Source organism: Synechococcus elongatus PCC 6301, assembly GCF_000010065.1.
Lineage (GTDB): Bacteria > Cyanobacteriota > Cyanobacteriia > Synechococcales > Synechococcaceae > Synechococcus > Synechococcus elongatus.
Map to the genome: position 1 here is coordinate 126,641 of NC_006576.1, position 26,028 is coordinate 152,668.

Below are 26,028 nucleotides of genomic sequence, written 5' to 3' on the forward strand. Positions count from 1 at the left end.
ACAAAAATTTACAATGTAAAAAAGTGGCGATCGCCAACTTGAGTATTTTTACTCAGTCCAGGTATATACTGGTTGCCAAGCCACTAAGCAAATCTGCTTATCGACCAGGCTTGCACCTGGAGACCCGATGACAAGCGAACAATTTCCCTGGCTTACAGGCATTATCCTGCTGCCGATCTTGGCAGCGCTTCCCATCCCACTGATCCCTGACAAGGACGGTCGGACAGTCCGCTGGTACTCCTTATTTGTGGGGCTGGCGGACTTTGCGTTGATGGTCTACGCCTTCTGGCAGCATTTCGATCGCAGTGAAGCAGGGCTTCAGATGGTCGAAAAGATTAGCTGGGTGCCGCAAATCGGGCTCAACTGGTCCTTAGCTGTCGATGGTCTATCGATGCCCTTGGTTCTGCTGACTGGCTTGGTCACCACCCTGGCAATCCTGGCCTCGTGGAACATCAACGTTAAACCCAAGTTGTTCCACTTCCTATTGCTGCTGCTCTACGGCGCTCAGATTGCCGTGTTCACAGCTCAAGACATGATGCTCTTCTTCCTTGTCTGGGAACTGGAGCTGGTTCCGGTCTACCTGCTGATCTCGATTTGGGGTGGCCCCAAACGGCAGTACGCGGCAACCAAATTCATCCTTTACACTGCCTTAGCCTCCTTATTCATCTTGGTGGCTGGTCTGGCTTTAGCCTTCAGTGGCGACAGCTTTAGCTTTGACCTGACTGAACTTGGCCTTAAGGATTACAGCCTCTGGTTGGAATTACTGGCCTACGCTGGTTTCTTGATCGCCTTTGGCGTCAAGCTGTCGATCTTCCCGCTCCATACGTGGTTGCCGGATGCCCACGGCGAAGCCAATGCACCCGGTTCGATGCTGCTGGCCGGCATTCTCTTGAAGATGGGCGGCTACGCGCTGATTCGCTTTAACGTGCAGCTTCTGCCAGAGGCGCATATCCGTTTTGCACCTGTTCTTGCCGTGCTTGGCATTGTCAACATCATCTACGGCGCGCTTAATGCCTTTGCCCAGGACAACCTGAAGCGCAAGATCGCCTACTCCTCGATCTCGCACATGGGCTTTGTCCTTTTGGGAATTGCCGCTTACAACAGCTTGGGATTGAATGGCGCTCTGCTGCAGATGCTCTCCCATGGTCTGATTGCAGCGGCACTCTTCTTCTTGGCCGGTGTTGCCTACGAGCGCACCCACACGCTGCAGATTCCCCAAATCAGTGGGCTTGCCAAGCAAATGCCGATTACCTTCGCTCTCTTTACCGTCACCGCCATGGCATCCTTAGCGCTGCCCGGCATGAGTGGCTTTGTCAGCGAACTAACGGTGTTCTTGGGCTTTACCGATAGCGTTTACAGCAGTGGTTTCCGAACCGTCACGATTCTGCTGGCGGCTGTTGGTCTCGTCTTGACGCCGATGTATCTGCTCTCGATGCTGCGGCGGATCTTTTACGGCACCTACAACATCCAACTGGGGCAAGTTCTGGCTGATGCCAAACCTCGAGAGCTATTCGTTGCCTTCTGCCTCTTGGTTCCGACCCTAGCGATCGGTTTCTATCCGAAGCTGACGACGCAGGTGTACGACGTGACCACGACGGCTCTGGCGGCTCAGGTACAGTCCAACTTGCCGGTCGTGGCGCTGGCCCAGCAGGGAAGTCTCTACTCCCAGATGCCGGCTGCTGAAGAAGCCACTGCGGTCTCGATGACTGCTCCGCCTGTGATCGACTGAATCTGGGCTTGGCGATCGCTCTAACAATGACAAGGGTTGAAGGCAACTTCAGCCCTTGTTCTATCTCTACTCGCAACAGTTCGTATCGTTGCTAACAGTTCAGCCAGGGGGGGCCTAGCTAGGATAAAGAGGTCAAGCATGGTTGCAATGAGGGTCTGCCCAGTGGTGACAGTACCAGAAGCGACTTGGGAGCAAGTAAGCTTCGCGTCAACCTTGCACCTTGAGCCGATCTTGTCTGTGCTCTTACGCCAGGTTCCAGCCCGCCACCGTCAGGAACTGCAACTGGGTTTACAGGAAGCGCTCGTCAATGCTGTCAAACACGGCAACTGCTCTGACCCCAGCAAACTCATCACTGTTCAGTACACTCGCTCTGGTGCCCACCACTGGTGGGTGGTCACTGACCAGGGATGTGGCTTTGGCGACTGCCTGCAAGAGACGCAGTCCCATGCCTGTCAACTACCTGACAGCAGCTGGGAATCGGGCCGAGGCTTATATATTTTGCGCCAAGTTTTCGACCAGGTAATTTGGAACGAAACGGGTAATCAGCTCCGGCTTTGCCGCTATCTACCACACCCGCTGGTCGCCTGGCAGCCCAAGCCTGATCAAATGCTTGTTCGCTGGGCGATGTCCTGACTTGCTGAAGCTGGGGGGCTTGTCTCAGCCGGTATTTGACCGGACCTGGGCAAGCTGATTCAATCCTCGTCATCATGACAAATTGCTGTGGAGGCTAGCTGAGCAACTGCTAGCAGGCAGTTGAGCAAGTGATGAGCGATGTCTTCAGTCATCTCCTGATCACAATGCCACGGTCGCTGGTGGGCCGAGACTCAGCGCGTAATTCAGCAGGTATTGTGGCTAGCCCGATCCCTAGCGCCGATGGGTGGGGCAAGGAGGCGGTGTGATGCTGCGATCGAGCAGCCCTAGCGCTTGTTGCAGATGGGCTTGGGCATCGTCAGGACGATTTTGCAACAGGGCTAGAACTGCAGCAGCAGTCTGTTCGCGGGCTCGCACCGGCCGATTATTTTTATAGCGATGCCATTGGTCATCTGTCAGAGCTAGCCGTTCCAACAGAACTTGGGCGATCGCGATCGTGTCGACTTCGCGCAGGGCTTGACTAGCCGGACTTTGCAGAGGAGAAGCCGTCATGGGTGTTGAGGGGCGGAGAGACTTGACGAGCGATGGACTCTCCTTGCAGTGTAGGCGCAGGATGGTCTGGGCAGGGCTCAATGCAGGGTTCGTCACTTTTCTCTTTTGTGCTGCTGACGGTTGCCGTCGCACTGACGCTGAGCTACCTCTGGATTTGGTGGCAACGACTGAAACGCCGTAAACGGCGATCGCTGCCGGTGCTCAGCCCCGATTGGTGCGATCGCTTTGAGCAATCACTTCAAGAAGCCCAGCAACAGTTGATTGAGGTGGGCGATCGCTATCGGCAAGTGGTGCGCGATCGCCAGCGCTGGGAAACGATTCAAGAGGCGCAAGAAGCCGCGCAACAGGAAGGGAAGTCTGCCCGCGATCAGCTACGTAGCTTGGAAGCCCAGATCCTTGAGCTCCAGGTCAACCTCGAAAGCCGTCTGATCGATTGGCCCGCATTGAAAGAATCGTTCTGGCAGTTCCTTCGTTTTGGCGGCTTAGGATTTTTGCTCGGTTGGTTTTTGCATTGTCTCGCTCGCTAGCTCCGCGTTAGGTCGAACAAGTGGCCCGTGAAAGAATGGGGCAAGCTGCCGCTATCACCATGCCGATCGACCCTCGCAACCTCAATACTCTTTGGTCTTCTGTTCTAGCGGAGAGCTTTGTGAGGCTGGGACTGCAAACCGTGGTGATCTGCCCAGGCTCCCGCTCGGCACCGCTGGCAATCGCTTTTGCAGAGCATCCAGAAATCGATGCCATCCCGATTTTGGATGAGCGTTCGGCTGGTTTCTTCGCCCTAGGGCGAGCAAAAGCCAGTCACCGACCCGTTGCCTTGATCTGTTCCTCTGGAACTGCGGGTGCCAACTTCTATCCGGCAGTGATCGAAGCCAAAGAGAGTGGCGTGCCGCTACTGGTCATCACCGCCGATCGCCCACCAGAGCTGCGTCAGTGTCATGCCGGCCAGGCGATCGATCAGCTGAGGCTCTTCGGCAGCTATGCGCTTTGGGAGGCCGAACTGGCCTTGCCTGTGCTGGATTTAGGTTTACTGCGCTACCTGCGACAAACGGCTCAACAGGCTTGGCAACAGGCACTGCGGGGCGGACCGGTTCATCTCAATCAACCGTTGCGGGAACCCCTCGCGCCGATCGCCGATCCCGCCACTCAAACTTGGTTAGCGCAACAGTGGCCCGGCGAGAATTTCTTCGCAGAATTGCTTACAGCTGTACCCACCCCACAGATTCAGCAACCGCTACCGCCACTACCCTCACAGGGACTGATTACTGTGGGCCCGATCGCCCCAGAAGATCCGGCCGCGTTTGTGCAAGCGATCGCACAGCTTTCAGCGCATCTGGGCTGGCCAGTGCTCAGTGATGCTGTGACGCCCTTGCGACAGTTCGCTGATCACTGTCCACGGTTGATCAGTAGCTATGACTTGATCCTGCGGCAACCCCACTGGCGAGCCAGTCTCCAGCCTGAAGCAGTGCTGCAAATTGGTGAATTGCCCACCAGCAAGGAACTGCGGCTGTGGTTGACTGAGCAAACCTGCCCCCGCTGGATTGTGTCGCCCCGTCCAGAGAATTTTGATCCCCTGCACGGATCCAGCCATCATCTGCCGGTGACGGTAGAGGCGATCGCCATCCCAGCCACAATCGCACCTGCCAGTGACTATAGTCGCCAGTGGCAGCAAGCAGAGACTGCTGTTCAAGCCGCGATCGCCCAGCATCTAGCCCAGGTTCCTGACCTGACAGAACCTGGCATTGCTCGGTTGCTCAGTCAGCATCTACCTGCGCAAACGCCGATCTTTGTGGCCAATAGTACGCCGATTCGCGATCTGGAATGGTTTTGGCTGGCGAATGATCAGCGGCGATCGCTCTACTGCAGTCGCGGAGCCAATGGCATTGATGGCACGCTCTCCACCGCGATCGGGATTGCCCATCAAAATCGCCCCAGTGTGCTGATTACCGGTGATCTCTCGCTCTTGCATGACAGCAATGGCTTTCTGCAGCGATCGCAGTTGCAGGGGCATCTCACCGTGGTGTTGATCGATAATTCCGGCGGCGGCATCTTTGAGTTGCTGCCGATTCGCGACTGTGGACCCAGTTTTGAGCCCTTTGTAGCCACTCCGCAAACGGTGGACTTTGCTGCACTTTGCCAAGCCTACGGCGTCGATTATCAGGCGATCGCCACTGAGGCGGAGCTGATCAAAGCGATTCAAACCCTGCCGACATCTGGCATCCGAGTCCTCCATCTGTTCACCGATCGCCGACAAAATGCCGCTTGGCGACGCGCCTTATTTGCCGAGCTAGCGGCGATCCCCAGCCAGAGCTGAAATCGGGACACCGGCCAATGGTAGATTGATCCCCAGAAGCGGCAAATTGCCGAACAAGCGGTGATTATCAGAGCCATTAGCTTTTCTCAATCACCTTGGCAGCAGTGAGGGCTACTATTCATGACGAGCGGAAACTCCCGACCTTCTAGTCGTCGACGGACGCCTCGGCCCGCCGCAGAACCTCAACCGACGCCAACCGAAACGTCTGCTATGACGCCAGAGACGCCGACCACTCCCGACCCGATGCCTGAAGCCGCAGACACCCCCCCCCAGCCCGAACCCATTGCTCCTGAACCTGCTGAGGCTCCTACCATGTCTACCTCCGACACTGCGATTACGCCGACCAAAGGGACTGAGTCCAGCGCGATCGTGCATGATGTGCAAGGTAATGCCCTGATCCTCAAAGGAACGGGTGGCTTGCCCAGCGATCGCCCTATTGGCATCAGCAACTTGGCAGTTTCTCGCACCTATGGGACGAATGCGATTCGCCCCATAGGCGTCAGCGCAATCACGGTCGTAGGCTCCTATCGCGATCCGGAGCAGCGCCCAATCACGGCGGATAACTTCACGATCGTCAAAGTGCAAAACGATGCAGGCGCCCGTCCCACGATGGCCAGCACGCTCAAAATCGATCGCATCGAATCCGCCTTTGGTCTGCGCCCCGTTGCCTCTAACGCGATTGATCCCGCCTCCCCAGAGTTGATGGGCTACCTCGACTAGCGGGCTGCGATTGCCAACTGGTTTTCCTCCTCACTGGGAATCCCTGCAAATCCAACTGGACGAGCAGGGATTTTTTAATGCGGCTCTACTGGAGAGCCGTCAGCAAGACAGCTAAAGCGATCGCTCGGACAGCAGGAGCAGATTCGGCGGACCCATCGTTAGGACAGGGAATCGGAGGACGAGCCCGCCCTCTTGGACTGGGGCGATCGCAACCTAGGGGTAGTAGCAGAGTGTGGGCAGACCTAAGCCTTCCTCCCAGCCCTGCATTAGGTTCAGGCATTGAATCGCCTGTCCTGCCTGTCCTTTGATCAAGTTATCGATCGCGGATAGCAAGACAATTCGCCCCGTGCGAGCATCGACCTCTAAGCCGAGATAGCAGAGGTTAGTGCCCGCTGCCCACTTGGTTTGTGGATAAGTCCCGTGCGTCAGTACCTTGACCATGGGAGCGTTGCGGTAAAAGGCCTGATAGACCGTCAAGCAATCTTCAGTCGTCAGATTGGGATCACGCAGCTTGGCGTAGATCGTGGCGTGAATCCCCCGTACCATCGGCATTAGGTGGGGCGTGAATTGCAACAGCACCTCATGACCGCTGAGGTCGCTACAGATTTGCTCGATTTCGGGAGTATGGCGGTGCCGAGCGACGCCATAGGCCCCGACGGAATTACCTGCTTCCGCGAGCAAGGCATTGGTCTTCGCCTGGCGGCCGGCCCCAGAAGTGCCCGATTTGGCATCGATCACAATCGTGTCGGGGTCGATCAAGCCCTGTTTAAGAGCCGGTGCTAGCGCCAGCAAGCTGGCCGTAGGATAGCAACCAGGGCAGCCAATCAGCTGGGCATTGGCAATGCGGTTGCGATAGAGCTCTGGCAGACCGTAAATGGCCGTGTGCGCGACCGCGGCATCTTGGCGATCGCCGCCGTACCAAAGTGCATAGGTCTTGAGGTCGTGGAAGCGATAGTCTGCCGAGAGGTCCAAAACCTTGCAGCCCCGCTCCAGTAAGGCCGGCGCTAGATCGTAGGCCAAACCATTGGGAAGCGAGAGGAATACTGCCGCACAACGCTCAGCAATGCGGTCGACGTCGATCGCTTCGATCGTCAGGTTGAGGTGGGGGCCGAGGTGGGGATAGAGCTCAGCAAACTCTTTACCGGCACTGCGATCGCCCCCAAGGTAAGCAACCTCCAGTTGCGGGTGATCTTGCAAAAGCCGGACGAGCTGTACGCCACCATAGCCTGAAGCGCCAATAATACCGACGGGAAGACGGGAAGACTCGTGCATGAACGCAGCCACAGGCCAAACAGCAATGGAGCAGCATTTTAGCGCTTCGTGGGGGCTCTCAGGCAGCCACGGCGATCGCCTGATGCTTCAGATTGAGACCCCGCCTGCTCAAACGATGCCTGCGATCGCCTAGCTGAGCGAGTTATCCCCTTTTGGTCAGGGTGAGGGCTGCTAGCCCAGGCTCCCAAATCCCTCCTATGGCGCTGCCCAGACCGGAGTTTCTCAGAGAATTAAGATGAAACTATGACTTTTGTAAGCCTTGATTGGCTGCTGTGACTTTGCCAGAAGACTTTCAGTTTGATGCGATCGCCGACGCGATCGCGGAAATCAAAGCCGGTCGCTCGGTGGTGGTGGTTGACGATGAAAACCGCGAAAACGAAGGTGACCTGATCTGTGCGGCTCAGTTTGCCACCCCCGAAAAGATCAACTTCATGGCGGTGGAAGCCAGAGGCTTAATCTGTCTGGCTATGACGGGCGATCGCCTCGATCAACTCGATTTGCCGCTGATGGTCGATCGCAACACCGACAGCAATCAAACTGCCTTTACCGTCAGCATTGATGCGGCCCCCCATCTCGGCGTCAGCACTGGTATTTCTGCTGAGGATCGGGCGCGAACGATTCAAGCCACGATCAATCCCCTGACCAAGCCCCACGATCTGCGCCGCCCCGGTCACATTTTTCCGCTGCGATCGCGGGAGGGCGGTGTCCTCAAGCGGGCTGGACATACCGAAGCCGCTGTCGATCTAGCACGGATGGCTGGGCTCTATCCCGCTGGGGTGATCTGTGAGATCCAGAATCCCAATGGATCGATGGCGCGGCTGCCGGATTTGATTGACTACGCTCGTCAGCATCGGCTGAAACTGATCAGCATTGCTGATCTGATCAGCTATCGGCTGCAACATGAGCGCTTCGTGATTCGCGAAACGATCGCGACTTTGCCGAGTGAGTTCGGGCAGTTCACGATTTTTGCCTACCGCAACAGCTTGGATGGCTCAGAGCATGTGGCGCTGGTCAAGGGCGATCCCAGCCGCTTTAGTCAGCAGCCAGTCATGGTGCGCGTTCACTCCGAATGTCTGACCGGTGATGCCTTCGGTTCACTGCGCTGCGATTGCCGGATGCAGCTGCAGGCCGCGATGAAGATGATTGAAAATGCTGGTCAGGGCGTGATTGTCTACCTACGGCAAGAAGGTCGTGGCATTGGCCTAATCAACAAACTCAAGGCTTATTCACTACAAGATTTGGGGCTAGATACCGTCGAAGCCAACGCCCGCCTTGGCTTTCCGGCTGACCTGCGCAATTACGGCGTGGGGGCGCAAATCCTCAACGACCTAGGGGTAACGCGCATTCGTCTGATCACCAACAATCCCCGCAAAATTGCCGGCCTCAAGGGCTATGGACTAGAAGTGGTCGATCGCGTCCCCCTGCTGATTGAAGCCACCCCCTACAATTCGTCTTATCTGGCGACTAAGGGTGAAAAACTCGGCCACTTGCTCCTCAAAACCCATCTAGCCGCGATCGCTCTGCATCTCACGCCGGAATTACAGAACAATCCCTATCGCCAAACGCTGATTGGTCAGATTCGCAGTCTGGTGCAAGGAGAGGGATTATTCCTGCAAGAAGAGCTGCGATCGGTGGCGTCAGCGCTCTTTGGCCCCCAGGTCCTAACCCTGCAGGTCGGCTTGGCCCAGTCAGAAGCGATCGCAGCGGACTGGTACCGCTCGCCCGATTCCCCACTGGCCGACCAGCTGCAGCATTGCTTGGAACAAATGGCTGCGATCGATGGCTTAGAAGATCTGGAATTTCTGCTGGCGGATGGTCATGACCCGCTAACTAGCTTGCAGGTGCAGCTCGATCGCCAGTCGTTACCGCTACCGGATCTGAGCCGCCAGTTCAAAACCCTGAAGCTGCAGCAGATCTATCACTTACAGCTGCAGGAACGACCGAGCTTTGTCAGCTGAGGCTCACACGAAACAAACCCCAGCTGAACTTAGGTTAGCTAGGCAGCATCGGTCACGATTTTGACGGAGAGAATGCGATCGCCATTGCGCAGCGATCGCACTACTTTCAGGCTCTCGTCATCTTCGGTCTGCCCAAAGGTCGTATGCACGCCGTCCAAATGGGGCTGGGGCTCATGGCAGATAAAGAACTGGCTGCCACCCGTATTCCGACCCGCATGGGCCATCGACAGCGTTCCGGCTAGGTGGGGATTATCGTTGATTTCACAGGGGATTTTGTAGCCGGGGCCGCCGGTGCCAGTCCCATGGGGGCAGCCGCCCTGGCTCATAAACCCAGGAATGACGCGGTGGAAGGTCAGCCCATCGTAGAAGCCATCTTGCGAGAGCTTCACAAAGTTAGCAACCGTGTTCGGCGCGTCGTTGTCAAAAAATTGCAGGCGGATCGTGCCTTTCTCGGTTTCCAGAATGGCTTGGGTCATTCAGACTGCGTGGATAAGTGGATCTCCTGTGATCCTAGCCCGTTGCTCAGCTGCAACTAGTTGATGCAAGCAGGAGACGGGGAACCCTTGAGACTGAAACTACATCAACTAGCCTACGGCGATCGCAAAGCTGGAGCCCCGATCGACTCTTGGATGCGATCGCCCGTCACTGAGAGTGATTACTCAGTGTGTCGGTACCGTATTGGCAGATTTTGTCAAGTTCATAGGCAACATTATGTTTTGCGCATTGTACCTAAATTTAAATTACAGTTTTAAATTTACTCAAGGGGTAGGCTGATGGTAGAGCACTTCCCACGAGAAATAGAGGTCACAGCCTGTTGCCAGACAACAGCTTTTCCCAGAGCAGTCTGCTTCGATGACTGTTTTTGAGGAACTGAATGAAGCGGCACGCACTTTTGTGGGCCCAATCTTCATCCTGTTGCCCGACTATTATCGATTTCCTGGAACCCCTCATCTCCACATTGATTTATCGAGGGCTGGGCTACTACGCGGTAGTCAATATCATGTGTATCACGAGGGAAATCGCCTACTCTACACCAGTGACCAGCGTTACTTTGGTGCCAATCTGCGCGATCAACGGTTAGTGGCTGCCTCACCCCACGGCACTTGTTTATTTGTTCAATTTTCTGATGGTCGCAAGCTGAATCGAGTCCTGATTTGGATCTGTAAGCGTCGTGATCATCCCCAATTAGCTTCTAGTTTGCGCTCGAAAAAGTCGGTGGGAGAAAGACTGAGGGACACCCAGACTTGGCAGCCTCTCAAAAAAGCCCGCGATCGCGTTGTGCAAATGTCAAAGCTCAACGAAGTTCTGCGAATCGAAGGCCACATTAAACCCACTTCTGGCTCTCGGGTCTGTCTGAGCCTAGAACCTATCCTTGTGCTGCAAGGTCAGACTGAACTGCACCACTCGGGGCGATCGCAGGTGGTCGCGACTGGATCAGGAGCTTGCATGGGCACACTCCAAGCAGTTTCGAGAGGACAATCCCACTGTCAGAGCCAAGGCTGCACCCTTGTGGTCGGTCAACTGCGTGCTCGCCAGGCATCGTCCTCGAAACTAGAGTCTCACTTCCGGGTCTGCCCACGAGACCCCAGCGCCCCAGAGATGGACTACATCTATGGGGCTTTTGGACGAGCGTTGCTCAAACATCGCGATCGCTACTGGTTCAGCTTTGATCCCATCTTGGCGGGCATTCCCATGCCCCCCGATGCCTAGCGATCGCCGCAGGAAAACCCCAAAAACTTGATGAGGTTAATTGCTTAGATGACGGTGGCTCTTGGTTTAGAACTGCGCAATAGCCTATGTGAGCTGATTCGCGATCGGGCAAGTAATGGCGCGCTGATTCTTTACGCAGGCTATGACCCGCATAGCGATCAACTGACGGAAGAGATCGTCCGGTTTCCCCTCGCGGCCCAACCCTTTCGGCCGGTTGAGTCAGGTACGATGGCTGCTGCGCCGATCGCGCCAGCTCGCTGCAGTCGTGGGGGCGCGCTGCGCTATTGGGAAATACGCTCTAGTCCACTCCATGACACCCATCCTGACCAGATGCTTTTGCGGGGTAGCATCGGGGACATTACCAATCCCGGAGACGCAGATTTGGTGCTGGATACCGTCGCGGTTCTGCAAAACCAGGCGATCGCAATCGCCAGCTTTACCTACTCTGCCCCCCTCTGAGCGGCGTGACACAACTCACGTTGCCTTGGGGACAGGTTGAGGATTTGAAAAAAGGAGAGATCTAACCGCGACGCCGTTTTACCTCAGATTTCGACCTGGGAGAACCAGGGGGGAGCTTGCGGCCAACATTAAGTTTCCGAGTCAAGCTCGGTCTACTGCCGTCGGCTCTGCGAGAGCGCCCAACTTCGAAAGGTATAGATCAAAAAACATTGTTGGCAGTCACCAACGTCGCAGCCAGATCTGAGGTCATCCTAGCAGGCTTCTAGGGTTGGTGGGCAGTGTCTGGATTTGGCCAGATCGCCTCAACCTGAGCCAGCATAGTTTGCGCCTGTTGCGCTCGCTCCGTGGACGACGCGCCAGAGAGCGGCAGTGTGATATGTCCCAACTTACGACCAGGCTTCGACTCCGTTTTGCCATACCAGTAGAGACAGGCCCCAGGTAGCGCGGCGAGTTGCTGGCGCAGTTCTGCATAGCCACTCTGGTGATCCTCGAAGCCGAGGAGATTAACCATTAAGGCACCGGGCCACTGCAATGCTGTCGATCCCAAAGGCAGATCAGCGATCGCTCGCAACTGCTGTTCAAACTGCGAAGTCTGGCAGGCGTCCAAGCTGTAGTGTCCTGAGTTGTGGGTGCGGGGCGCAATTTCGTTCACCCAGAGGCGATCGCCCTGCTGAAAGAGTTCAATGCCCGCGACGCCAACATAATCGACCGTCTCAACGAGGGTTCGGGCGATCGCAGCAACGGCTTTTTGCAACGCGCCTGGGATGGCAGCAGGAGCAACGACCCAACGACAGACCTGATTCTGCTGATGGGTCTGAACCACAGGGAAAGTCGCGATCGCCCCACTCTGACTACGGGCAACCATCACCGCTAATTCCTGCTCAAAGGGAATGAACTCTTCGAGGAGTAGTGGCGTATCGCCATAAGACTGCAAGGCTTGTTGAAGTTCTGCTAGCGATCGCAAAACCTGTGTTCCCTTGCCGTCGTAGCCATGGCGGCGTTGCTTCAGCACCACCGGAAAGCCCAAGGCTGTTAGCTCCGACTCTGTTGCGGTTGCTGCCGCGATCGCTAAAAAGCGTGGGGTTGGCAATCCCAGACGAGTCAATAGTTGTCGCTGATCAAGTTTGTCGAGCAGGGAGGCGATCGCCGCTGGACGGGGGCGAAACCGGACACCAGTTTCCTCCAGCTCGGTCAAAGCCGGCAGATCAACAAACTCATTTTCGAATGTGATGACGTCACAGGCTTGAGCCAATTTCGCAGTCGCTGCAGCGTCAGCAACTGCTGCTAATACGGTTTGATCCGCGATCGCTACTGCTGGGTCGTGATCATTGGGTGTTTGAACGTGCAGCGACATCCCCAACTGTTGCGCTGCTGGTGCCAGCATCCAAGCTAACTGGCCACCACCAATCACTCCAACGTGCTGGACAGGGGAGACTGCGATCGCATTCATGGGCGTAGAGCAAAAGGGAAAGAGTCCGCCATCCTCAAGAATGGCAGACAGAAAAAAGCCCCTGCCCAAAGGCAGGAGCAGCTATCAAGACAAATCAGGCTTTAGTAGCGGCCGGGACGATGAACGATGAAGCTCACGGTTTGGCACTGCTTGATGTTGTCGAAGCCAGCGACACGGATGTAGCAATCACCGTATTCGCTGCGGCACTCACGCACTTCATCGAGGACTTGCTGAGGGCTCTTGCAGTCAAACAGGGGGAGCTTCCACATCGTCCAGTAGAACTCTTCCGGATTCGAGTGCTCGTTGAACTCGATCAAGGGGTGGAAGCCTTGCTCGATCATGTACTCGATTTGTGCAGCGATTTGGCGATCGCTGAGGGGAGGCAGGTACGAGAAAGTCTCGAAACGACGCTCTTTGGGCAGAGTTTTCATGCTCATGATTCAGAAATCCTGAAAGGTTAAGTCGAAAGGCTGGGGAGAAAGCTTTACGCAGCAACGCTCACTCCCCCAGCGATAGTCAGAGGCTCCTTAGAGCTTGTCCATCGTTTCGAATTCGAACTTGATCTCTTTCCAGAGGTCGAGGGCAGCAGCCAGTTCAGGCGACCACTTGCCAGCTTCACGAAGGATGTCGCCGCCTTCACGGTAGAGGTCGCGACCTTCGTTCCGAGCTTGGACGCAAGCTTCCAAGGCAACACGGTTCGCGGTTGCACCAGGAGCATTACCCCAGGGGTGACCCAAGGTGCCGCCACCGAACTGGAGAACGGAGTCATCACCGAAGATTTCCACCAGTGCGGGCATGTGCCACACGTGGATACCACCGGAAGCAACCGGCAGCACGCCCGGCATCGACGCCCAATCTTGGGTGAAGAAGACCCCACGGCTGCGGTCAGCTTCGATGTGGTCTTCGCGCATCAAGTCAACAAAGCCCAAGGTCGAAGCTTTGTCGCCTTCCAGTTTGCCGACGACGGTGCCGGAGTGGAGGTGGTCACCACCGGACAGACGCAAACACTTGGCCAAGACACGGAAGTGAATCCCGTGGTTACGCTGACGGTCGATCACCGCGTGCATTGCACGGTGGATGTGCAGCAGGACGCCGTTGTCGCGGCACCATTTTGCCAAGGTGGTGTTGGCGGTGAAACCAGCCGTCAAGAAGTCATGCATGATGATCGGCATGCCGAGTTCTTTAGCGAACTCAGCCCGTTTCATCATTTCTTCGCAGGTCGGCGCGGTCACGTTCAGGTAGTGACCTTTGATTTCACCGGTTTCTGCTTGCGATTTGTGGATTGCATCAGCCACAAACAGGAAGCGATCGCGCCAGCGTTGGAACGGCTGCGAGTTGATGTTTTCGTCGTCTTTGGTGAAGTCCAGACCGCCGCGCAGACATTCGTAGACGGCACGACCGTAGTTTTTCGCCGACAGACCGAGTTTTGGTTTGATCGTGCAACCCAGCATCGGACGGCCGTACTTGTTCAGCAGGTCGCGCTCGACTTGGATACCGTGGGGAGGACCTTGGAAGGTTTTGACCAAGGCGACGGGGAAGCGGATGTCTTCCAGACGCAGCGAACGGATAGCTTTGAAGCCAAACACGTTACCGACGATCGAGGTCAGGATGTTGGTGACCGACCCTTCTTCAAACAGGTCGAGCGGGTAAGCGATGAACGCAAAGTAGGAGTTCTCTTCGCCTTGCACCGGCTCGATGTGGTAGCACTTGCCTTTGTACCGATCCATGTCGGTCAGCAAGTCGGTCCACACGGTGGTCCAGGTACCGGTCGAAGATTCAGCCGCGATCGCCGCACCAGCTTCGTCAGCAGGGACACCCGGCTGAGGGCTGAAGCGGAAAGCCGCCAGCAGGTCAGTGTCTTTGGGGGTGTAATCGGGGGTGTAATAGGTGAGTTTGTAGTCCTTCACCCCGGCCTTATAGCCTGCGGCAGATTGCGTCTTGGGCATGTCGTCTCTCCCTAGAGATATGTCAGATATGCTCGACGATTCAGGATTTCTGGCAGGGGGAGCCTGTAAAGCTGCAGTCCCACAGCGCAAGTCCAGCGGAGCATTCCGTTGCGACGGACGCTTAATTCTTTTGTGGAGAATTAAGCCTTAGATTCCTCATGAATCAACCTATCATCAATCGGAACCATTTATTGAAGCCCAGAAGCGAGATTTGATTTGATTTGCTTAACGCTGGCTCATGCCCTGCTTATTGAAGATGAGGAGCGATCGCTGAACCATGGCAAAAGCCGCCTCCCGTCTAGCTTGAAGGCGTTGACATCACTCTGTACTTAGGTCTACTGAGTCCGAAACTTTCAGCCAAAAACCAAGGGAATTACAGTGCTTTTTCCATCACTGATCATCACGAGGATTGGGGAGCTCTAAGGGCTCGGCGAGCGGTGTCTCTTGAGCCAATTCCAACGCAGACTGTCGCTCTTCTGCTAAAAGTCGCGGTGCTTCGATCGCGATCGGCTGCCGTTCGAGTTCCGGTAGCTCCAACAGCGGTTGTTTTTCGCGAACCCGCAGCGGTAATTGGAGTGGCTGGGCTGCTTCGCTATCCGACTGCGGCTCAGGCAAGCTGTCCATCAAGTCGTCTAGCGGTCTGGGAATGACCATGATTGCGTTGAGCTGGCCGATCCGCTCAGCGGCATACATCCCGGCTTCGACCGCAACGGTCACATTAGAAACCGTGCCTTGCACGATCGCAGTACAGAGACCGCTGCCCGTTTTCTCATAACAAATCAGCTTGACGTTAGCCGATTTGAGCATGGCATCGGCTGCTCCAACCAAAGCAGGGAACCCATTGGTCTCAATTAGCCCAATCGCGCCAACATTCTGATGCGATCGCGTGGCCATGGCTTCTTGGGAGAGCCGCCGGCTAATCGGCAACACGGCTTCGAGGTTGCCTTGAGGCCGCGGCAGAATAGTGCTGGAAACGTACTGCTCAAACTGACGAGCTGTCGCTACGCCAGCCTCAAGAGCCAGCTTGATGTCGGCATAGCCACCCCGGATGATTGCTGTACAAAAGCCCGAGCCTGTTTTCTCATAGCCGATCAATGTGACATCGGCCGACTTGAGCATCATGTCTGCAGTGCCGACAACCGCTGGAAAACTACGGGTACAAATGACCCCTAGTGCACCTGCATTGCGAGGCTGAGAATAGGCGGGAAGAGAAGCCGACATCAACAAAGTACCCTGCAGCTCCTAGAGCTGCTGTGCACATCTTAGCGATCGGGGAACATGCTCTGGCGCATCCGCAAAAACTGTTCCTTGCCGTAGACCTTAGTGGGGTGGGCGATTGCACTGGATTGAGGCGATCGCCCGGCGGGCTCGGAAGAGCTGACCGTCGCGGTTGTTGGGGGCGTTTCAGCACTCAACAAGCTGCCAGGCGCCGTGACACCGCCAGCCTCGATCGAGGTGTTAACCAGAGTGGTGGATGCACCCAGGCAAGCCTGACGACCGACAATACTCTGGCCAACAATCAGCACTCCGGCAGCAAGCAAGGCTCCTGCTTGAATGATGATTGCACCGCCGCGAGCGTGGATCACCGATCCAAGGCCAATACAGACGCCACTTGCGATCTCAATCCGGCTGTCGGCCTCCGCAATCAGCAACACCCCCGGAGCAATCACCACATCAGCAGCAATCGTGACCTCACCACTGGCAAAGTAGCGATCGCTGATCGGGGGCTCTAGGGGCGGTAGATGCATGAAGACAAGGGGCGATCGCCGGATTCCCGGCACAGTTACGGCTTTTGAATCAACAGTTCAGCCACGCGACGACGAGCCGCAGGGTCAATCCCAATCAGGCGCACATACTTACCCTTGTGCTCTTGCAGAATTGACTCCAAAGCAGGCAAGACAGTTGCTTCGCTCCGGCCACTCAGAGCCGGCAAACTCTGCCAAGAGCTGGTTTGGAAGCGACGCTTATCGGCGACTTCCGCACTGATCCGGTAGCCTTGGGCTAGCAGACCCCGAACCTGTCCAGCGACATCGCTCGAACTCGATCCATTTGAGGTGTAGCTGTGGCTGCTGGGCGTTGCCGAACTCACAGGTGCGGCGGCCGCTTTGGCGGAACCCACCGGTCCTTGGGGATCTTGGATCAGGGCTTCAAAAACACGACTGCGGCTAGCAGTGTCGATGCCCAGCAGGCGAACGTACTCACCTTCGTGCTCGCTCAGACAGTTTTCCAGTTCAGCCAGAACCTGGCGCTCATTCGAACTTTGAATCGGTGCGCAGGACTGCCAAGAGCTAGTCCGAAAGCGGCGCTTGTCTGCATGTTCCGTCCCAATCCGATAGCCTTGGGCTAAGAGGTTGCGGACTTTATTGACCACTTCTGCTGAGAGGTTGCCGCTGACGCTGGCATAGCTGCTCTGACGGCCACCACCGGAAGCGACTGCCACCGGTTGGCTCCCCAGCGATTCAGGAACCGAACCATCGGGCCGTTGAATCAGGGCTTCAAAAACACGGCTGCGAGTATTGGTATCGATGCCGAGCAAGCGAACGTATTCACCTTCGTGTTCGCTCAGACAATTTTCCAGTTCGCTCAAGACCTGGCGCTCGTTCGTGCTTTGAATCGGCGCGCAGGGCTGCCAAGAGCTAGTCCGGAAGCGGCGCTTGTCCGCATGTTCCGTCCCAATCCGATAGCCCTGGTTCAGCAAACTCCGGACTTGGGTGATGACTTCGGAACTGAGTCGGCCTTGGCCGTTATAAGCGCTCACGGTCGTTGCCTCGCTAGACGATGGACGAAGTGGAGAAGGAGTTGGCGTGGAGTGGAAATCAGCAGTAGCTGCTGGAGTAGACCGGACAATCACTGGAGGTGAGCCAATGATGTGGCGGGCAAATTCCCGATCTTCCGGGCGAACCTCGGGTAGGCGATCGGCCTGCTGCTGGGTCGTGATGATTGCTCCAGAAGGAACATAGCGACCGGGAGGAATCTCTACGTCTTGGACAAGGGCGTGCATCATGATTACCGAACCGGCCCCAACACGAGCGTTGAAGACGGTGGATCGGAAACCGACGAAGCAGTCATCTCCGAGATAGGCCGGGCCATGGATGAGTGCTTTGTGAGTAATCGCGACTCGCTGGCCTATCCAGACGGAATAGTCCGCTTGGTCATCGCCCAAGACACGACCATATTCCAAGCCGTGGATGACAGCGCCCTCTTGCAGGATGCTTTCTTTCCCGACTTGGAATGGTGCGCCTTCGTCAGCACGGATCGAAACCCCCGCTGCAACGCGGACTCCCGCTGCGATACGTACGTCGCCGATGATGCTGGCGATCGCATGAACCTGAGCAGCCGGATCAATATAAGGCTCAGCCAACCGACCCGCCGTAGCAACGGGGACCGTTGTTGGGCTCGGCATTCTCTAACCTCCCAAGCCTGGGCTCAATCCAGATCAATGACCAGCAGGGATTCAATCCCTGCCCATTAGCTGTGCTCGCGTTTGTCGTAGACGGAGCGGTTTTCCACGTTGACCGTATCGATGATGGCAATGACAGCTGCATCAACCGGTCGTTCCTGACAATCGCGCACATGGCGCGCTTGACTGCCGCGGCTAATCAACACCCACTCGTCAACGCCAGCGCCAACCATGTCAGCAGCAACCTCATACTCTTGAAGTGCCTGTCCAGCCTCATCCAAGAACTGAACAACCAAGAACTTTACCCCTTGCAGGCTGGGCTCTTTGTAGGTACTGACTACGGTTCCGCGAACCTTAGCAATGCGCATGCTGATCTCACATCGACGGCACAACAGGACAGCCGACCATCGAAGAACAGACAAACAAATCTGCCAAGGTGCATCTTGAAAGACTCACCTAAAGAGTCGGCAATCAAGATGAAAGGGCTATTGAAACGACTCAACAGCCCTCAACCTTACATGCGGAATTGTTCAACAGCTTCGGTGTAGCGAATCGGGAGAACGTATTCCAAGTTCTCGTGGGGACGCGCAATGATGTGGTGCGACAGCACTTCACCACCGGCAACCCGTTTCGCCGAATCGAGACCCGCAGAGACAGAAGCTTGAACTTCCGAAACGTCTCCCCGGACAATGACAGTGACGCGGCCGCTGCCAATCTTCTCATAGCCAACCAGCGTGACACGCGCTGCTTTGACCATCGCGTCAGCTGCTTCCACAACAGCCGGGAAGCCCAGGGTCTCGATCATTCCAACCGCAATAGGCATGAGTCCACGTCCTTTAAAAAAGTCGAGTCAGTCTCTAGCAAGAAGCAAACAAATGTGACTCAAGTGAATCAGCTTGAGGTTTCAGGATGCTTCAATCGCTCTCTAATCAAAAGATTAGATTGATGGGGATCTATTGACAATATTTAAGCTGATGGTGATTTTCGATTAACCTCATCAGCAAAACTAATCGCCCCCATCGGATTCGGGCACAGATGATGCCCTGGTTTCTGGGCGACTGAACGAGAAGTTCAACCCCGGAAACCCTCAATAGTTTCTCATGAGTAGGTCCGCGATCGCACAGCAACTTTGGCCGGGCGATCGCAGTAGGTCTAGCGTGAGGTAACAGCTTCGCTCACCCATTGACTGCCGCCCAATGTGCCCAATGCGAGGTTACGACGGAGGGGGCGAGTCACCAGCTCTAGGATGGCGCGGGCATTGCCGAAGCCATGGATCTGGGCAAAGGTGAACTCCACCGACCACTTGGTGCTGATGCCGCGAGCCTCTAGAGGATTAGCGTGGGCCATGCCGGTAATGACTAGGTCGGGCTGTAGTGCCTCGATCCGCTGCAGTTGGTTGTAGTTGTCCGGTTTCTCAACCAAGCGTGGTAGGGGGACTCCCATGCTTTGGCAGGTGGCTTCAAGCATTGCCAGCTCAGCCCCTAGGTAGCGGCGATCGAGGTAGGGGATGCCAATTTCAGGACAGCGCATCCCGCAGCGGACCAGGAAGCGAGCCAGGGAAATTTCCCAGAGGTTGTCGCCCATGAAGAAGACTTGTTTGCCCTCGACAAGCTGACGATAGTCTTCGATGCTGTCCCAAACTTGAGCTTCCCGCTCAGCTAAGCCTTGGGGCTCAATCTCCAGAACGCTGCAGATTTTCTCGATCCAAGCGCGACTGCCATCGGGTCCAATGGGGAAGGGAGCGCCGATCACTTTGCATTTACGGCGGCGCATCAGGGTTGTAGCTGTTCTGGACAAAAACGGATTCAAGCCGATCGCGTAACTCCCTTCAGCGATGACCGGTAGTTCGGTATAGCGCTTAGCGGGCAACCAACCCGAGACCGTAATCCCTTGCTTCGCCAGCTCGATCGTGAGTTGGGTGGCAACAGGATCGGGCACCGAGCCAAACAGGATCAGGGGCGGGTGCTTGGAACTAGCAGGCTGCTGCTCGGCGGCAGGGGATTTCCCAAACTGGAGCAGACGCTGGATAGCGTTAGTCCGTTCTTGTTGATCTGCTTCGCTGGTAGCAGCCTCAGGGCAGCGAGCGGGCATAGCAGCTAACACGGTGTCCTCGCCTTGGGTGAAGGCATAGTCCAAACCATTGGCACGAGCGACCACGATCGGAATGCCAATCTCAGCTTCTAGCTTGGGAGCGAGTCCCTCCAGATCCATCTTGATAATTTCAGTCGTGCAAGTACCAATCCAAACAATTACGCTGGGATTGCGATCGCGTTTGATTTGTGTGCAGAGTCGTTTGAGTTCTGCAAAGTCATTAAGCTGAGCGGAAATGTCTCCCTCTTCCAGCTCTGCCATCGCATAGCGTGGCTCTGCAAAGATCATCACACCCATGGCATTTTGCAAAAAATAGCCGCAGGTTTTTGTGCCAATCACCAAGAAGAAACTATCTTCAATTTTTTGATAAAGCCAAGCCACGCAACTAATGGGACAAAAAGTGTGATAGTTGCCAGTTTCACACTCAAAAGAGAGTGCTGAAGGTGCTTCGGTAGTCGTCATAAGAGAGGAGATGGGAGAAGAGTAGCAGAACTTGAGCGAACAGATTTCAGCCAGTCAGTCGCACTACACCAGCAACGCTTCAGGTGCGATCGCTTCCGTAGTCTGTTTGGGTGGATTGAGATAGAAGTCAGATAACAAGCTGAACAAGTCACGATCGGCTGCATCCTTGGGAACAACGCCCTCTGGTCTTGCGAGGATTTGATCCGCAATGTTCAGGTAGTAATCACAGACTGTGAGTAGGCTGGGTTCAGTTTCAGCCATCTCAAAGACAGTTTTTCCTTTCACTCGAGAAATACGGATATCTTCAATCAGCGGAAGAACTTCTAGCACGGGCATCGGGACCGCTTCGATGTATTTATCGATTAGATCACGTTTACTAGTTCGATTGCCAATCAATCCAGCTAGTCGCAGGGTATGCGTCCGTGCTTTTTCCCGCACTGAGGCGGCAATCCGATTGGCAGCGAAGAGCGCATCAAAGCCATTATCTGTGATGATTAAGCAGTAGTCAGAATAGTTCAGTGGTGCCGCAAATCCACCACAAACGACATCTCCCAAAACATCAAAAAGAATGACATCGTACTCATCAAAGGCATTGAGCTCTTTGAGTAGTTTGACGGTTTCGCCAACCACATAACCGCCACAGCCTGCACCAGCTGGTGGACCGCCCGCTTCAACGCAGTCCACGCCACCATAGCCGCGATAAATTACATCTTCAGGCCAGACATCTTCGTAGTGATAATCCTTGGCTTGCAGGGTATCGATGATGGTGGGAATTAAAAAGCCCGTCAGGGTGAACGTACTGTCGTGCTTGGGGTCACAACCGATTTGCAGCACCTTCTTACCACGTCTGGCTAAAGCGACAGAAATATTGCAACTGGTGGTTGATTTTCCGATACCACCTTTGCCATAAACCGAAAGTTTCACGGGTGCGACTCCTTGGCTGTTAGCCTCGATAGCCCAGCGTGAGCGGTGCTATCTGAGCGGGGATGCCTGCATTATCAAGTTGCTATGCCTAGGGCTGCTGGTTTAAAAGCTTGATTTAACGCTTCAAATCAATATTTAAAAGTTCTTGAATAGTAATGGCTCCTTTCAACGGCTTTAGGATAAATCGAAAATCAATTGAACAACCTTGCTTTAGATTGAAACAGTATCTATAAACAATAAACAAAAAGTAAATTTCAGCCAAAATCTAGGAATTTTTAAGGGCCAATGACTGGCTGACAGAGGGCTCAAGATCGTTACTTGCCTGAATTCGTAGCGATCGCTGCTCAAAGCAGTGATTTGATAAAAATAGTGAATTTTCTCGATTGAGGCGGCAGTCCATGACCGCAAGCGATCGCCAGTTATCTGAAGCGGAGCTGCTCACCTTGCAGGCTGATCCGATCGCAACGCTGCAATTCTTGCTGGCAGAAGCAGCGTTACCCAATTCTGAGACAGCGGCAATACTCCAGCTGGCGCAGGCACTCAGGGCTGAATTTCAAACTGCTACTCCAGAGGCGATCGCTCACCTTACCCCTAAGGCAGATTAAGGCTGAGGGGTAGGGGCTGGCTGCTGCGTGGGCGGTGAACTCGTTGAGGGACGTGTGGGCGGATTGGTGGCTGCTGGCGGCGTCGCAGGTTCTGGCGCTTGCTGCGATCGCAGGACCTGAGCCGCAGATTGTCCTTCCCCTTGGAAACCGATGTACCAGAGAGCAGCGGCAGCCTCAGCTCGAGTCACTGGCTTTCGCGGCTGGAAGAGTTGAGTGAAGCCAAAAACGCGCCGAATGATGCTTTGGGTTCCATTGTCGTCATCGGCCAACAGTGCCCGCTGCAGCCGTGGATCTAGCCCGTTGGTATCCTGAAAGCCCCAGCTCGCGGCTAACTTTTCTGGGGTTGCCGTCGGTAGTGTTTGGCGATGGTCGAGGGGGACTTTCCAGAGCAGTAAGTCAGCACGGGTCAGAGGAGCCTCAGGCTGGAAGCGGGTTGCAGCCGTATCGCCACTGAGGCGGCTGGGGAGAGTTCCCGCTTCAGCCAATGATTGAATGGCGATGAAGTCTGGGTTGCTGGTGGGAACGTCCGTGTAAATTGGCGGACTATCGGCGATCGCCAGCCGAATTTGGCGACCTGGGTCGTCCTCAAAGAAACGGTTGTTGACAGCGAGCAACCAGCGCGCAAAAGTACCGCGATCGATCGGCTGATTGGGGTCAAACCGACCTTGGCGATCGCCCGGGGTATCAAGCACCCCTAGTTCGATCATCTCCTCCACTTGGCTGCGGAGAGCAGTAGGAATCTGATCCAGATCCGTGAAACTGCTGAGGGCCGGCGGACTTGGGGCTGGCGTTGACGGTGCTGGATTGGTCGGAGACGGGGGCGTTGTAGGAGCGCCAGAAGTGCCAGTTCCGTTCTCCGGTCGCTCAAAAGACTGCTGCAGTGACTGGCCAAAGGGCGTGCCACTACAGGCTTGGAGCGCAATCGTCAGGAAGCCCAGCGCGATCGCAGGCCGAAGTCGATACCCAGACAGATGTCGCACAGTGTTAGCGGCTCGTAGTCCGACGAGTCGTGGTTTTCTTAGTCGTTTTGGTTGTTCGGGCTTTCGTTTCACCGGACTTTGGTGTTCCCGTACTACGGCGGCCTCCTTTAGCCTTGGCCTGACCGGCTTTGGCCGCTAAGGCTGCAACTGCTGTTTCCAGGCTGATCGTCTCCGGCTTCTCATCCTCGGGCAGCGAGGCATTGACCTTGCCATGTTTGAGGTAAAGACCGTAGGGACCCTCAAAAATTTGAATGGGGGCTTGGTCATCAGGATGGAGGCCAACCTCCCGAATCGGTTCCTTGCCGCGACCCCGACTCTTCTTGGGTTGTGCCAGGAGTTCGAGGGCACGATCGAGATCGATGGTCAGCACATCATCATCGGCTTTGAGCGATCGGTAATCCTTCTCACCACCCCCCAGATCGCAGACCACGTAGGGTCCAAATCGCCCTAGACCTGCTTGGATCCGTCGTCCTGTTTCGGGATGCTCGCCCAAGGTACGTGGTAGCGACAACAGCCCTACGGCTTGCTCCAACGAGATCGTTTCTAAGCTCATACCCTTGGGCAAAGAAGCCCGCTTCGGCTTGGGTTTTTCCTCGGTGGCTGCCCCAAGTTGGACGTAGGGACCGTAGGCACCCGTAAGCAGGTAAATCGGCTCGTCGGTTTCAGGATGTGTTCCCAGTTGGTCCGGCCCTTCGGTTTTTTGCCGCAGTAGTGTTTCCACTCGCTGGACATCCAAATCAGCAGGCGTTAGCTCCTTGGGCAGGTTTGCTTTGATCGGTTCTCCATCGGCCTCGGCCTCGAGGTAAGCGCCAAAACGACCAATACGGACTTTGGCGGGCAGTCCCTCCAGCGCGACTGTGCGAGCGGCAGCCGGATCAATTTCACTTTCGCGAAGTTTGACCTGTTCTTCCAAGCCACGATCGCCCCGATAAAACTGACTGAGATAGGGTAGCCAGTCGACTTCACCATTGGAAATGTCGTCGAGGGACTGCTCCATCCGCGCACTGAAGCTGGTGTCCACCAAATCGGGGAAATGTTGCTCCAGCAATGCTGTCACTGCAAAAGCCGTGAAGGTCGGCGTTAGAGTGTTGCTCACCAATTGGGCATAGCCGCGATCGACGATCGTGCCGATGATGCTGGCGTAGGTACTGGGACGACCAATGCCCTCGTTCTCCAGCATTTTGACCAGTGAGGCTTCGGTGTAGCGGGCTGGCGGCTGGGTTTCATGACCGATCGCGGCCAGTTCCTGACAGGTGGGGCGATCGCCCACCTTCAACGCCGGCAGCAGAATTTCGCGATCTTCTAGGGCTGCATCAGGATCGTCTGAGCCTTCAACGTAAGCGCGGAAGAAGCCCGGGAAATCGATCCGCTTGCCACTGGCGCGGAACTCAGCATTATCAACCTCCAACAACACACTCAGCATGGTTTGTCGGGCCTCAGCCATCTGAGAGGCGATCGTGCGCTTCCAGATCAGGTCGTAGAGCGCAAACTCGGCGCCCGACAGTCCCGTTTCTTGGGGCAGCCTAAACGTGTTCCCCGCTGGCCGAATTGCTTCGTGGGCTTCCTGGGCGTTTTTGCTCTTGGTGGTGAACTGGCGAGGCTGGGGGCTGAGATAGTTTTTGCCATACATCTGCTCAACGCAGCTGCGAGCTGCCTCGATCGCCTGTTGCGACAGATGGACCGAATCCGTCCGCATGTAGGTGATAAAGCCTCGCTCGTAGAGGCTCTGGGCGACTCGCATCGTTTCCCGGGCTGAGAGCCGTAGCTTCCGGTTCGACTCCTGCTGCAAGGTCGAAGTGGTGAAGGGTGGGGCTGGTTTGCGAGTGGTGGGTTTTTCTTCCAGCGACTTTACTTGCCAGGGCTGGGTCTGGAGGCGATCGCGCAGGGCTTCCGCTTCTTGCTGATCGAGCAGACAGACCTGACGGCCGGCAATGATTTGGCCGGTGCTTTCGTCAAAGTCATTGCCTGTGGCTAGCCGTTGGCCTGCCAATGTCCAGAGTTTGGCTTCAAACTGGCCAGCCTCCACCGTCAGCTGAGCTTTGAGATCCCAGTAGCTGCCTTGGCGGAAGGCCCGCCGCGCCCGTTCCCGCTGGACGAGTAGGCGTACTGCCACCGACTGCACCCGCCCGGCGGATAGGCCCCAGGCAATTTTTTTCCAGAGCAGGGGGGACAGGGTGTAGCCCACCAAGCGATCGAGAATCCGGCGGGTTTCTTGGGCATGGACCAAGCGCTGATCGACATCCCGACAATTTTTCAGGGCTGCTTGAATCGCCTCTTGGGTGATTTCGTGAAAGACCATGCGCTTCGTGGGCACCCGAGGTTGCAAAAGCTGCAACAAGTGCCAGCTAATACTTTCGCCTTCGCGGTCTTCGTCCGTTGCCAGGATCAGTTCATCGGCATCTTTCAGTGCATCTTTCAATGTTTTGACAATCTTTTTTTTATCCTTGGGGACGATATAAAGCGGCGCGAAGTTATTTTCAACATCGACCCCAAGATTGCTCCATTTCTCACCTTTCAGTTCGGTGGGAATGTCGCTTGCCGACTGTGGAAGATCGCGGACATGTCCCATCGATGCTTCGACGCGGTAATCCTTCGGCAGGTAGTTGCGGATGGTGCGCGCCTTGGTGGGCGACTCGACGATGACGAGTTTGGGCATGGAGTCACGATTCTGCCCGATTGGCAGCTAGGGAAGTCAAAAAAAGCGATCGCAGGCGATCGAGAGGGCCCAACCCAAAGGGCTGATCAATGGGTAACCTCCTCTTCCACTTATAGCCAAAGATGTGAAGTCTCCTGCAACTGCGATCGCGGAAGGATCAGGCTGAGAGGAAGGTAGAATCAGTGGCTGATGCCTCAGGTTACTCAATCAAC

25 protein-coding genes and 1 other RNA gene are annotated in these 26,028 nt (G+C 55.7%); 10 read left to right on the forward strand and 16 right to left on the reverse strand.

What is annotated here, in order from left to right; translation table 11 throughout:
• Positions 1 to 127: 127 nt before the first annotated feature.
• Positions 128 to 1,729, forward strand: coding sequence for an NAD(P)H-quinone oxidoreductase subunit 4 (locus tag SYC_RS00600; protein WP_011242430.1), 1,602 nt, complete (start codon positions 128 to 130; stop codon positions 1,727 to 1,729).
• 237 nt (positions 1,730 to 1,966) lie between these two features.
• A complete protein-coding gene (locus SYC_RS00605) occupies positions 1,967 to 2,362 on the forward strand; it encodes an ATP-binding protein (RefSeq protein ID WP_231621403.1) in 396 nt (131 codons plus the stop codon).
• A 231-nt stretch (positions 2,363 to 2,593) separates the two neighbouring features.
• Here SYC_RS00605 and SYC_RS00610 read toward each other — a convergent pair whose 3' ends face one another.
• Complete coding sequence (locus SYC_RS00610; RefSeq protein ID WP_011242433.1) at positions 2,594 to 2,872, reverse strand: DUF6439 family protein; 279 nt, start codon at positions 2,870 to 2,872, stop codon at positions 2,594 to 2,596.
• An 80-nt stretch (positions 2,873 to 2,952) separates the two neighbouring features.
• Between SYC_RS00610 and SYC_RS00615 the strand changes: the two genes are divergently transcribed.
• The 3 genes from SYC_RS00615 to SYC_RS00625 all read left to right on the forward strand — a co-directional run bounded on the left by SYC_RS00615 (position 2,953) and on the right by SYC_RS00625 (position 5,903).
• Positions 2,953 to 3,399 (forward strand): hypothetical protein, encoded by a 447-nt coding sequence (locus tag SYC_RS00615; RefSeq protein ID WP_011242434.1) that lies wholly within the window; start codon positions 2,953 to 2,955, stop codon positions 3,397 to 3,399.
• Positions 3,400 to 3,434: 35 nt separating this feature from the next.
• Complete coding sequence (gene menD, locus SYC_RS00620) at positions 3,435 to 5,183, forward strand: 2-succinyl-5-enolpyruvyl-6-hydroxy-3-cyclohexene-1-carboxylic-acid synthase (RefSeq protein ID WP_011242435.1); 1,749 nt, start codon at positions 3,435 to 3,437, stop codon at positions 5,181 to 5,183.
• Positions 5,184 to 5,303: 120 nt separating this feature from the next.
• Positions 5,304 to 5,903 (forward strand): hypothetical protein, encoded by a 600-nt coding sequence (locus SYC_RS00625; RefSeq protein WP_011242436.1) that lies wholly within the window; start codon positions 5,304 to 5,306, stop codon positions 5,901 to 5,903.
• 213 nt (positions 5,904 to 6,116) lie between these two features.
• On the opposite strand, the gene argC is transcribed toward SYC_RS00625, so the two are convergent.
• Positions 6,117 to 7,175 (reverse strand): N-acetyl-gamma-glutamyl-phosphate reductase, encoded by a 1,059-nt coding sequence (argC, locus tag SYC_RS00630; protein WP_011242437.1) that lies wholly within the window; start codon positions 7,173 to 7,175, stop codon positions 6,117 to 6,119.
• Here argC and SYC_RS14120 point away from each other — a divergent pair.
• Both SYC_RS14120 and ribBA read left to right on the forward strand, forming a co-directional pair.
• Complete coding sequence (locus SYC_RS14120; RefSeq protein WP_265575003.1) at positions 7,174 to 7,308, forward strand: hypothetical protein; 135 nt, start codon at positions 7,174 to 7,176, stop codon at positions 7,306 to 7,308. The two genes, argC and SYC_RS14120, sit on opposite strands and share 2 nt — an antisense overlap.
• A 139-nt stretch (positions 7,309 to 7,447) precedes the next feature.
• Positions 7,448 to 9,133, forward strand: coding sequence for a bifunctional 3,4-dihydroxy-2-butanone-4-phosphate synthase/GTP cyclohydrolase II (gene ribBA / locus SYC_RS00635; RefSeq protein WP_011242438.1), 1,686 nt, complete (start codon positions 7,448 to 7,450; stop codon positions 9,131 to 9,133).
• A 38-nt stretch (positions 9,134 to 9,171) separates the two neighbouring features.
• Here ribBA and SYC_RS00640 read toward each other — a convergent pair whose 3' ends face one another.
• On the reverse strand, positions 9,172 to 9,609 hold the full coding sequence (locus SYC_RS00640) for a peptidylprolyl isomerase (protein WP_011242439.1): 438 nt from the start codon (positions 9,607 to 9,609) through the stop codon (positions 9,172 to 9,174).
• 376 nt (positions 9,610 to 9,985) lie between these two features.
• On the opposite strand from SYC_RS00640, the gene SYC_RS00645 reads away from it, so the two are divergent.
• Together SYC_RS00645 and SYC_RS00650 are read left to right on the forward strand one after the other, a co-directional pair.
• Positions 9,986 to 10,843, forward strand: coding sequence for a hypothetical protein (locus tag SYC_RS00645; protein WP_011242440.1), 858 nt, complete (start codon positions 9,986 to 9,988; stop codon positions 10,841 to 10,843).
• 48 nt (positions 10,844 to 10,891) lie between these two features.
• The gene (locus tag SYC_RS00650; RefSeq protein WP_011242441.1) at positions 10,892 to 11,302 is read left to right on the forward strand and encodes a hypothetical protein; all 411 of its coding nucleotides are present in this window, start codon (positions 10,892 to 10,894) and stop codon (positions 11,300 to 11,302) included.
• A 58-nt stretch (positions 11,303 to 11,360) separates the two neighbouring features.
• Here the strand turns inward: SYC_RS00650 and ssrS are convergent.
• The 11 genes from ssrS to bchL form a co-directional block, all read right to left on the reverse strand.
• Positions 11,361 to 11,542, reverse strand: a non-coding RNA gene (gene ssrS, locus SYC_RS13415) — 6S RNA.
• A gap of 22 nt (positions 11,543 to 11,564) precedes the next feature.
• Positions 11,565 to 12,752 (reverse strand): 5-(carboxyamino)imidazole ribonucleotide synthase, encoded by a 1,188-nt coding sequence (gene purK / locus SYC_RS00655; protein WP_011242442.1) that lies wholly within the window; start codon positions 12,750 to 12,752, stop codon positions 11,565 to 11,567.
• Positions 12,753 to 12,853: 101 nt separating this feature from the next.
• Positions 12,854 to 13,189, reverse strand: a complete 336-nt coding sequence (locus tag SYC_RS00660) for a ribulose bisphosphate carboxylase small subunit (protein WP_011242443.1) — start codon at positions 13,187 to 13,189, stop codon at positions 12,854 to 12,856.
• A 90-nt stretch (positions 13,190 to 13,279) separates the two neighbouring features.
• A complete protein-coding gene (locus tag SYC_RS00665) occupies positions 13,280 to 14,698 on the reverse strand; it encodes a form I ribulose bisphosphate carboxylase large subunit (RefSeq protein ID WP_011242444.1) in 1,419 nt (472 codons plus the stop codon).
• A gap of 390 nt (positions 14,699 to 15,088) precedes the next feature.
• Entirely contained in the window at positions 15,089 to 15,919 is an 831-nt protein-coding gene (locus SYC_RS00670) for a carbon dioxide-concentrating mechanism protein CcmK (protein ID WP_011242445.1), read from the reverse strand.
• A 41-nt stretch (positions 15,920 to 15,960) separates the two neighbouring features.
• Entirely contained in the window at positions 15,961 to 16,446 is a 486-nt protein-coding gene (locus tag SYC_RS00675) for a hypothetical protein (protein WP_011242446.1), read from the reverse strand.
• 35 nt (positions 16,447 to 16,481) lie between these two features.
• A complete protein-coding gene (locus SYC_RS00680) occupies positions 16,482 to 18,101 on the reverse strand; it encodes a ribulose bisphosphate carboxylase small subunit (protein WP_011242447.1) in 1,620 nt (539 codons plus the stop codon).
• Positions 18,102 to 18,166: 65 nt separating this feature from the next.
• The gene (locus SYC_RS00685; protein ID WP_011242448.1) at positions 18,167 to 18,466 is read right to left on the reverse strand and encodes a EutN/CcmL family microcompartment protein; all 300 of its coding nucleotides are present in this window, start codon (positions 18,464 to 18,466) and stop codon (positions 18,167 to 18,169) included.
• Positions 18,467 to 18,612: 146 nt separating this feature from the next.
• Positions 18,613 to 18,921, reverse strand: a complete 309-nt coding sequence (locus SYC_RS00690) for a carbon dioxide-concentrating mechanism protein CcmK (protein WP_011242449.1) — start codon at positions 18,919 to 18,921, stop codon at positions 18,613 to 18,615.
• Positions 18,922 to 19,250: 329 nt separating this feature from the next.
• The gene (locus SYC_RS00695; RefSeq protein WP_011242450.1) at positions 19,251 to 20,651 is read right to left on the reverse strand and encodes a ferredoxin:protochlorophyllide reductase (ATP-dependent) subunit N; all 1,401 of its coding nucleotides are present in this window, start codon (positions 20,649 to 20,651) and stop codon (positions 19,251 to 19,253) included.
• Positions 20,652 to 20,714: 63 nt separating this feature from the next.
• Positions 20,715 to 21,575 carry a ferredoxin:protochlorophyllide reductase (ATP-dependent) iron-sulfur ATP-binding protein gene (bchL, locus tag SYC_RS00700; protein ID WP_011242451.1) on the reverse strand — a complete coding sequence of 287 codons (861 nt, stop codon included), beginning with the start codon at positions 21,573 to 21,575 and terminating at the stop codon, positions 20,715 to 20,717.
• Between the two features lie 398 nt (positions 21,576 to 21,973).
• On the opposite strand from bchL, the gene SYC_RS00705 reads away from it, so the two are divergent.
• Complete coding sequence (locus tag SYC_RS00705; RefSeq protein WP_011378027.1) at positions 21,974 to 22,180, forward strand: hypothetical protein; 207 nt, start codon at positions 21,974 to 21,976, stop codon at positions 22,178 to 22,180.
• Here the strand turns inward: SYC_RS00705 and SYC_RS00710 are convergent.
• Together SYC_RS00710 and topA are read right to left on the reverse strand one after the other, a co-directional pair.
• A complete protein-coding gene (locus SYC_RS00710) occupies positions 22,177 to 23,160 on the reverse strand; it encodes an S-layer homology domain-containing protein (RefSeq protein WP_011242452.1) in 984 nt (327 codons plus the stop codon). The genes SYC_RS00705 and SYC_RS00710 overlap by 4 nt on opposite strands.
• Positions 23,161 to 23,164: 4 nt before the next feature.
• Entirely contained in the window at positions 23,165 to 25,816 is a 2,652-nt protein-coding gene (gene topA / locus SYC_RS00715) for a type I DNA topoisomerase (RefSeq protein ID WP_011242453.1), read from the reverse strand.
• Between the last annotated feature and the right edge of the window lie 212 nt (positions 25,817 to 26,028).

Excerpts from the sequence above, each read along its gene's own strand:
- SYC_RS00600 (WP_011242430.1), top strand. The coding sequence starts at position 128 with ATGACAAGCGAACAATTTCCCTGGCTTACAGGCATTATCCTGCTGCCG.
- SYC_RS00610 (WP_011242433.1), bottom strand. The coding sequence starts at position 2,872 with ATGACGGCTTCTCCTCTGCAAAGTCCGGCTAGTCAAGCCCTGCGCGAA.
- SYC_RS00615 (WP_011242434.1), top strand. The coding sequence starts at position 2,953 with ATGCAGGGTTCGTCACTTTTCTCTTTTGTGCTGCTGACGGTTGCCGTC.
- menD (WP_011242435.1), top strand. The coding sequence starts at position 3,435 with ATGGGGCAAGCTGCCGCTATCACCATGCCGATCGACCCTCGCAACCTC.
- SYC_RS00625 (WP_011242436.1), top strand. The coding sequence starts at position 5,304 with ATGACGAGCGGAAACTCCCGACCTTCTAGTCGTCGACGGACGCCTCGG.
- SYC_RS14120 (WP_265575003.1), top strand. The coding sequence starts at position 7,174 with ATGAACGCAGCCACAGGCCAAACAGCAATGGAGCAGCATTTTAGCGCT.
- argC (WP_011242437.1), bottom strand. The coding sequence starts at position 7,175 with ATGCACGAGTCTTCCCGTCTTCCCGTCGGTATTATTGGCGCTTCAGGC.
- SYC_RS00640 (WP_011242439.1), bottom strand. The coding sequence starts at position 9,609 with ATGACCCAAGCCATTCTGGAAACCGAGAAAGGCACGATCCGCCTGCAA.
- SYC_RS00645 (WP_011242440.1), top strand. The coding sequence starts at position 9,986 with ATGACTGTTTTTGAGGAACTGAATGAAGCGGCACGCACTTTTGTGGGC.
- SYC_RS00650 (WP_011242441.1), top strand. The coding sequence starts at position 10,892 with ATGACGGTGGCTCTTGGTTTAGAACTGCGCAATAGCCTATGTGAGCTG.
- purK (WP_011242442.1), bottom strand. The coding sequence starts at position 12,752 with ATGAATGCGATCGCAGTCTCCCCTGTCCAGCACGTTGGAGTGATTGGT.
- SYC_RS00660 (WP_011242443.1), bottom strand. The coding sequence starts at position 13,189 with ATGAGCATGAAAACTCTGCCCAAAGAGCGTCGTTTCGAGACTTTCTCG.
- SYC_RS00665 (WP_011242444.1), bottom strand. The coding sequence starts at position 14,698 with ATGCCCAAGACGCAATCTGCCGCAGGCTATAAGGCCGGGGTGAAGGAC.
- SYC_RS00670 (WP_011242445.1), bottom strand. The coding sequence starts at position 15,919 with ATGTCGGCTTCTCTTCCCGCCTATTCTCAGCCTCGCAATGCAGGTGCA.
- SYC_RS00675 (WP_011242446.1), bottom strand. The coding sequence starts at position 16,446 with ATGCATCTACCGCCCCTAGAGCCCCCGATCAGCGATCGCTACTTTGCC.
- SYC_RS00680 (WP_011242447.1), bottom strand. The coding sequence starts at position 18,101 with ATGCCGAGCCCAACAACGGTCCCCGTTGCTACGGCGGGTCGGTTGGCT.
- SYC_RS00685 (WP_011242448.1), bottom strand. The coding sequence starts at position 18,466 with ATGCGCATTGCTAAGGTTCGCGGAACCGTAGTCAGTACCTACAAAGAG.
- SYC_RS00690 (WP_011242449.1), bottom strand. The coding sequence starts at position 18,921 with ATGCCTATTGCGGTTGGAATGATCGAGACCCTGGGCTTCCCGGCTGTT.
- SYC_RS00695 (WP_011242450.1), bottom strand. The coding sequence starts at position 20,651 with ATGACGACTACCGAAGCACCTTCAGCACTCTCTTTTGAGTGTGAAACT.
- SYC_RS00705 (WP_011378027.1), top strand. The coding sequence starts at position 21,974 with ATGACCGCAAGCGATCGCCAGTTATCTGAAGCGGAGCTGCTCACCTTG.
- topA (WP_011242453.1), bottom strand. The coding sequence starts at position 25,816 with ATGCCCAAACTCGTCATCGTCGAGTCGCCCACCAAGGCGCGCACCATC.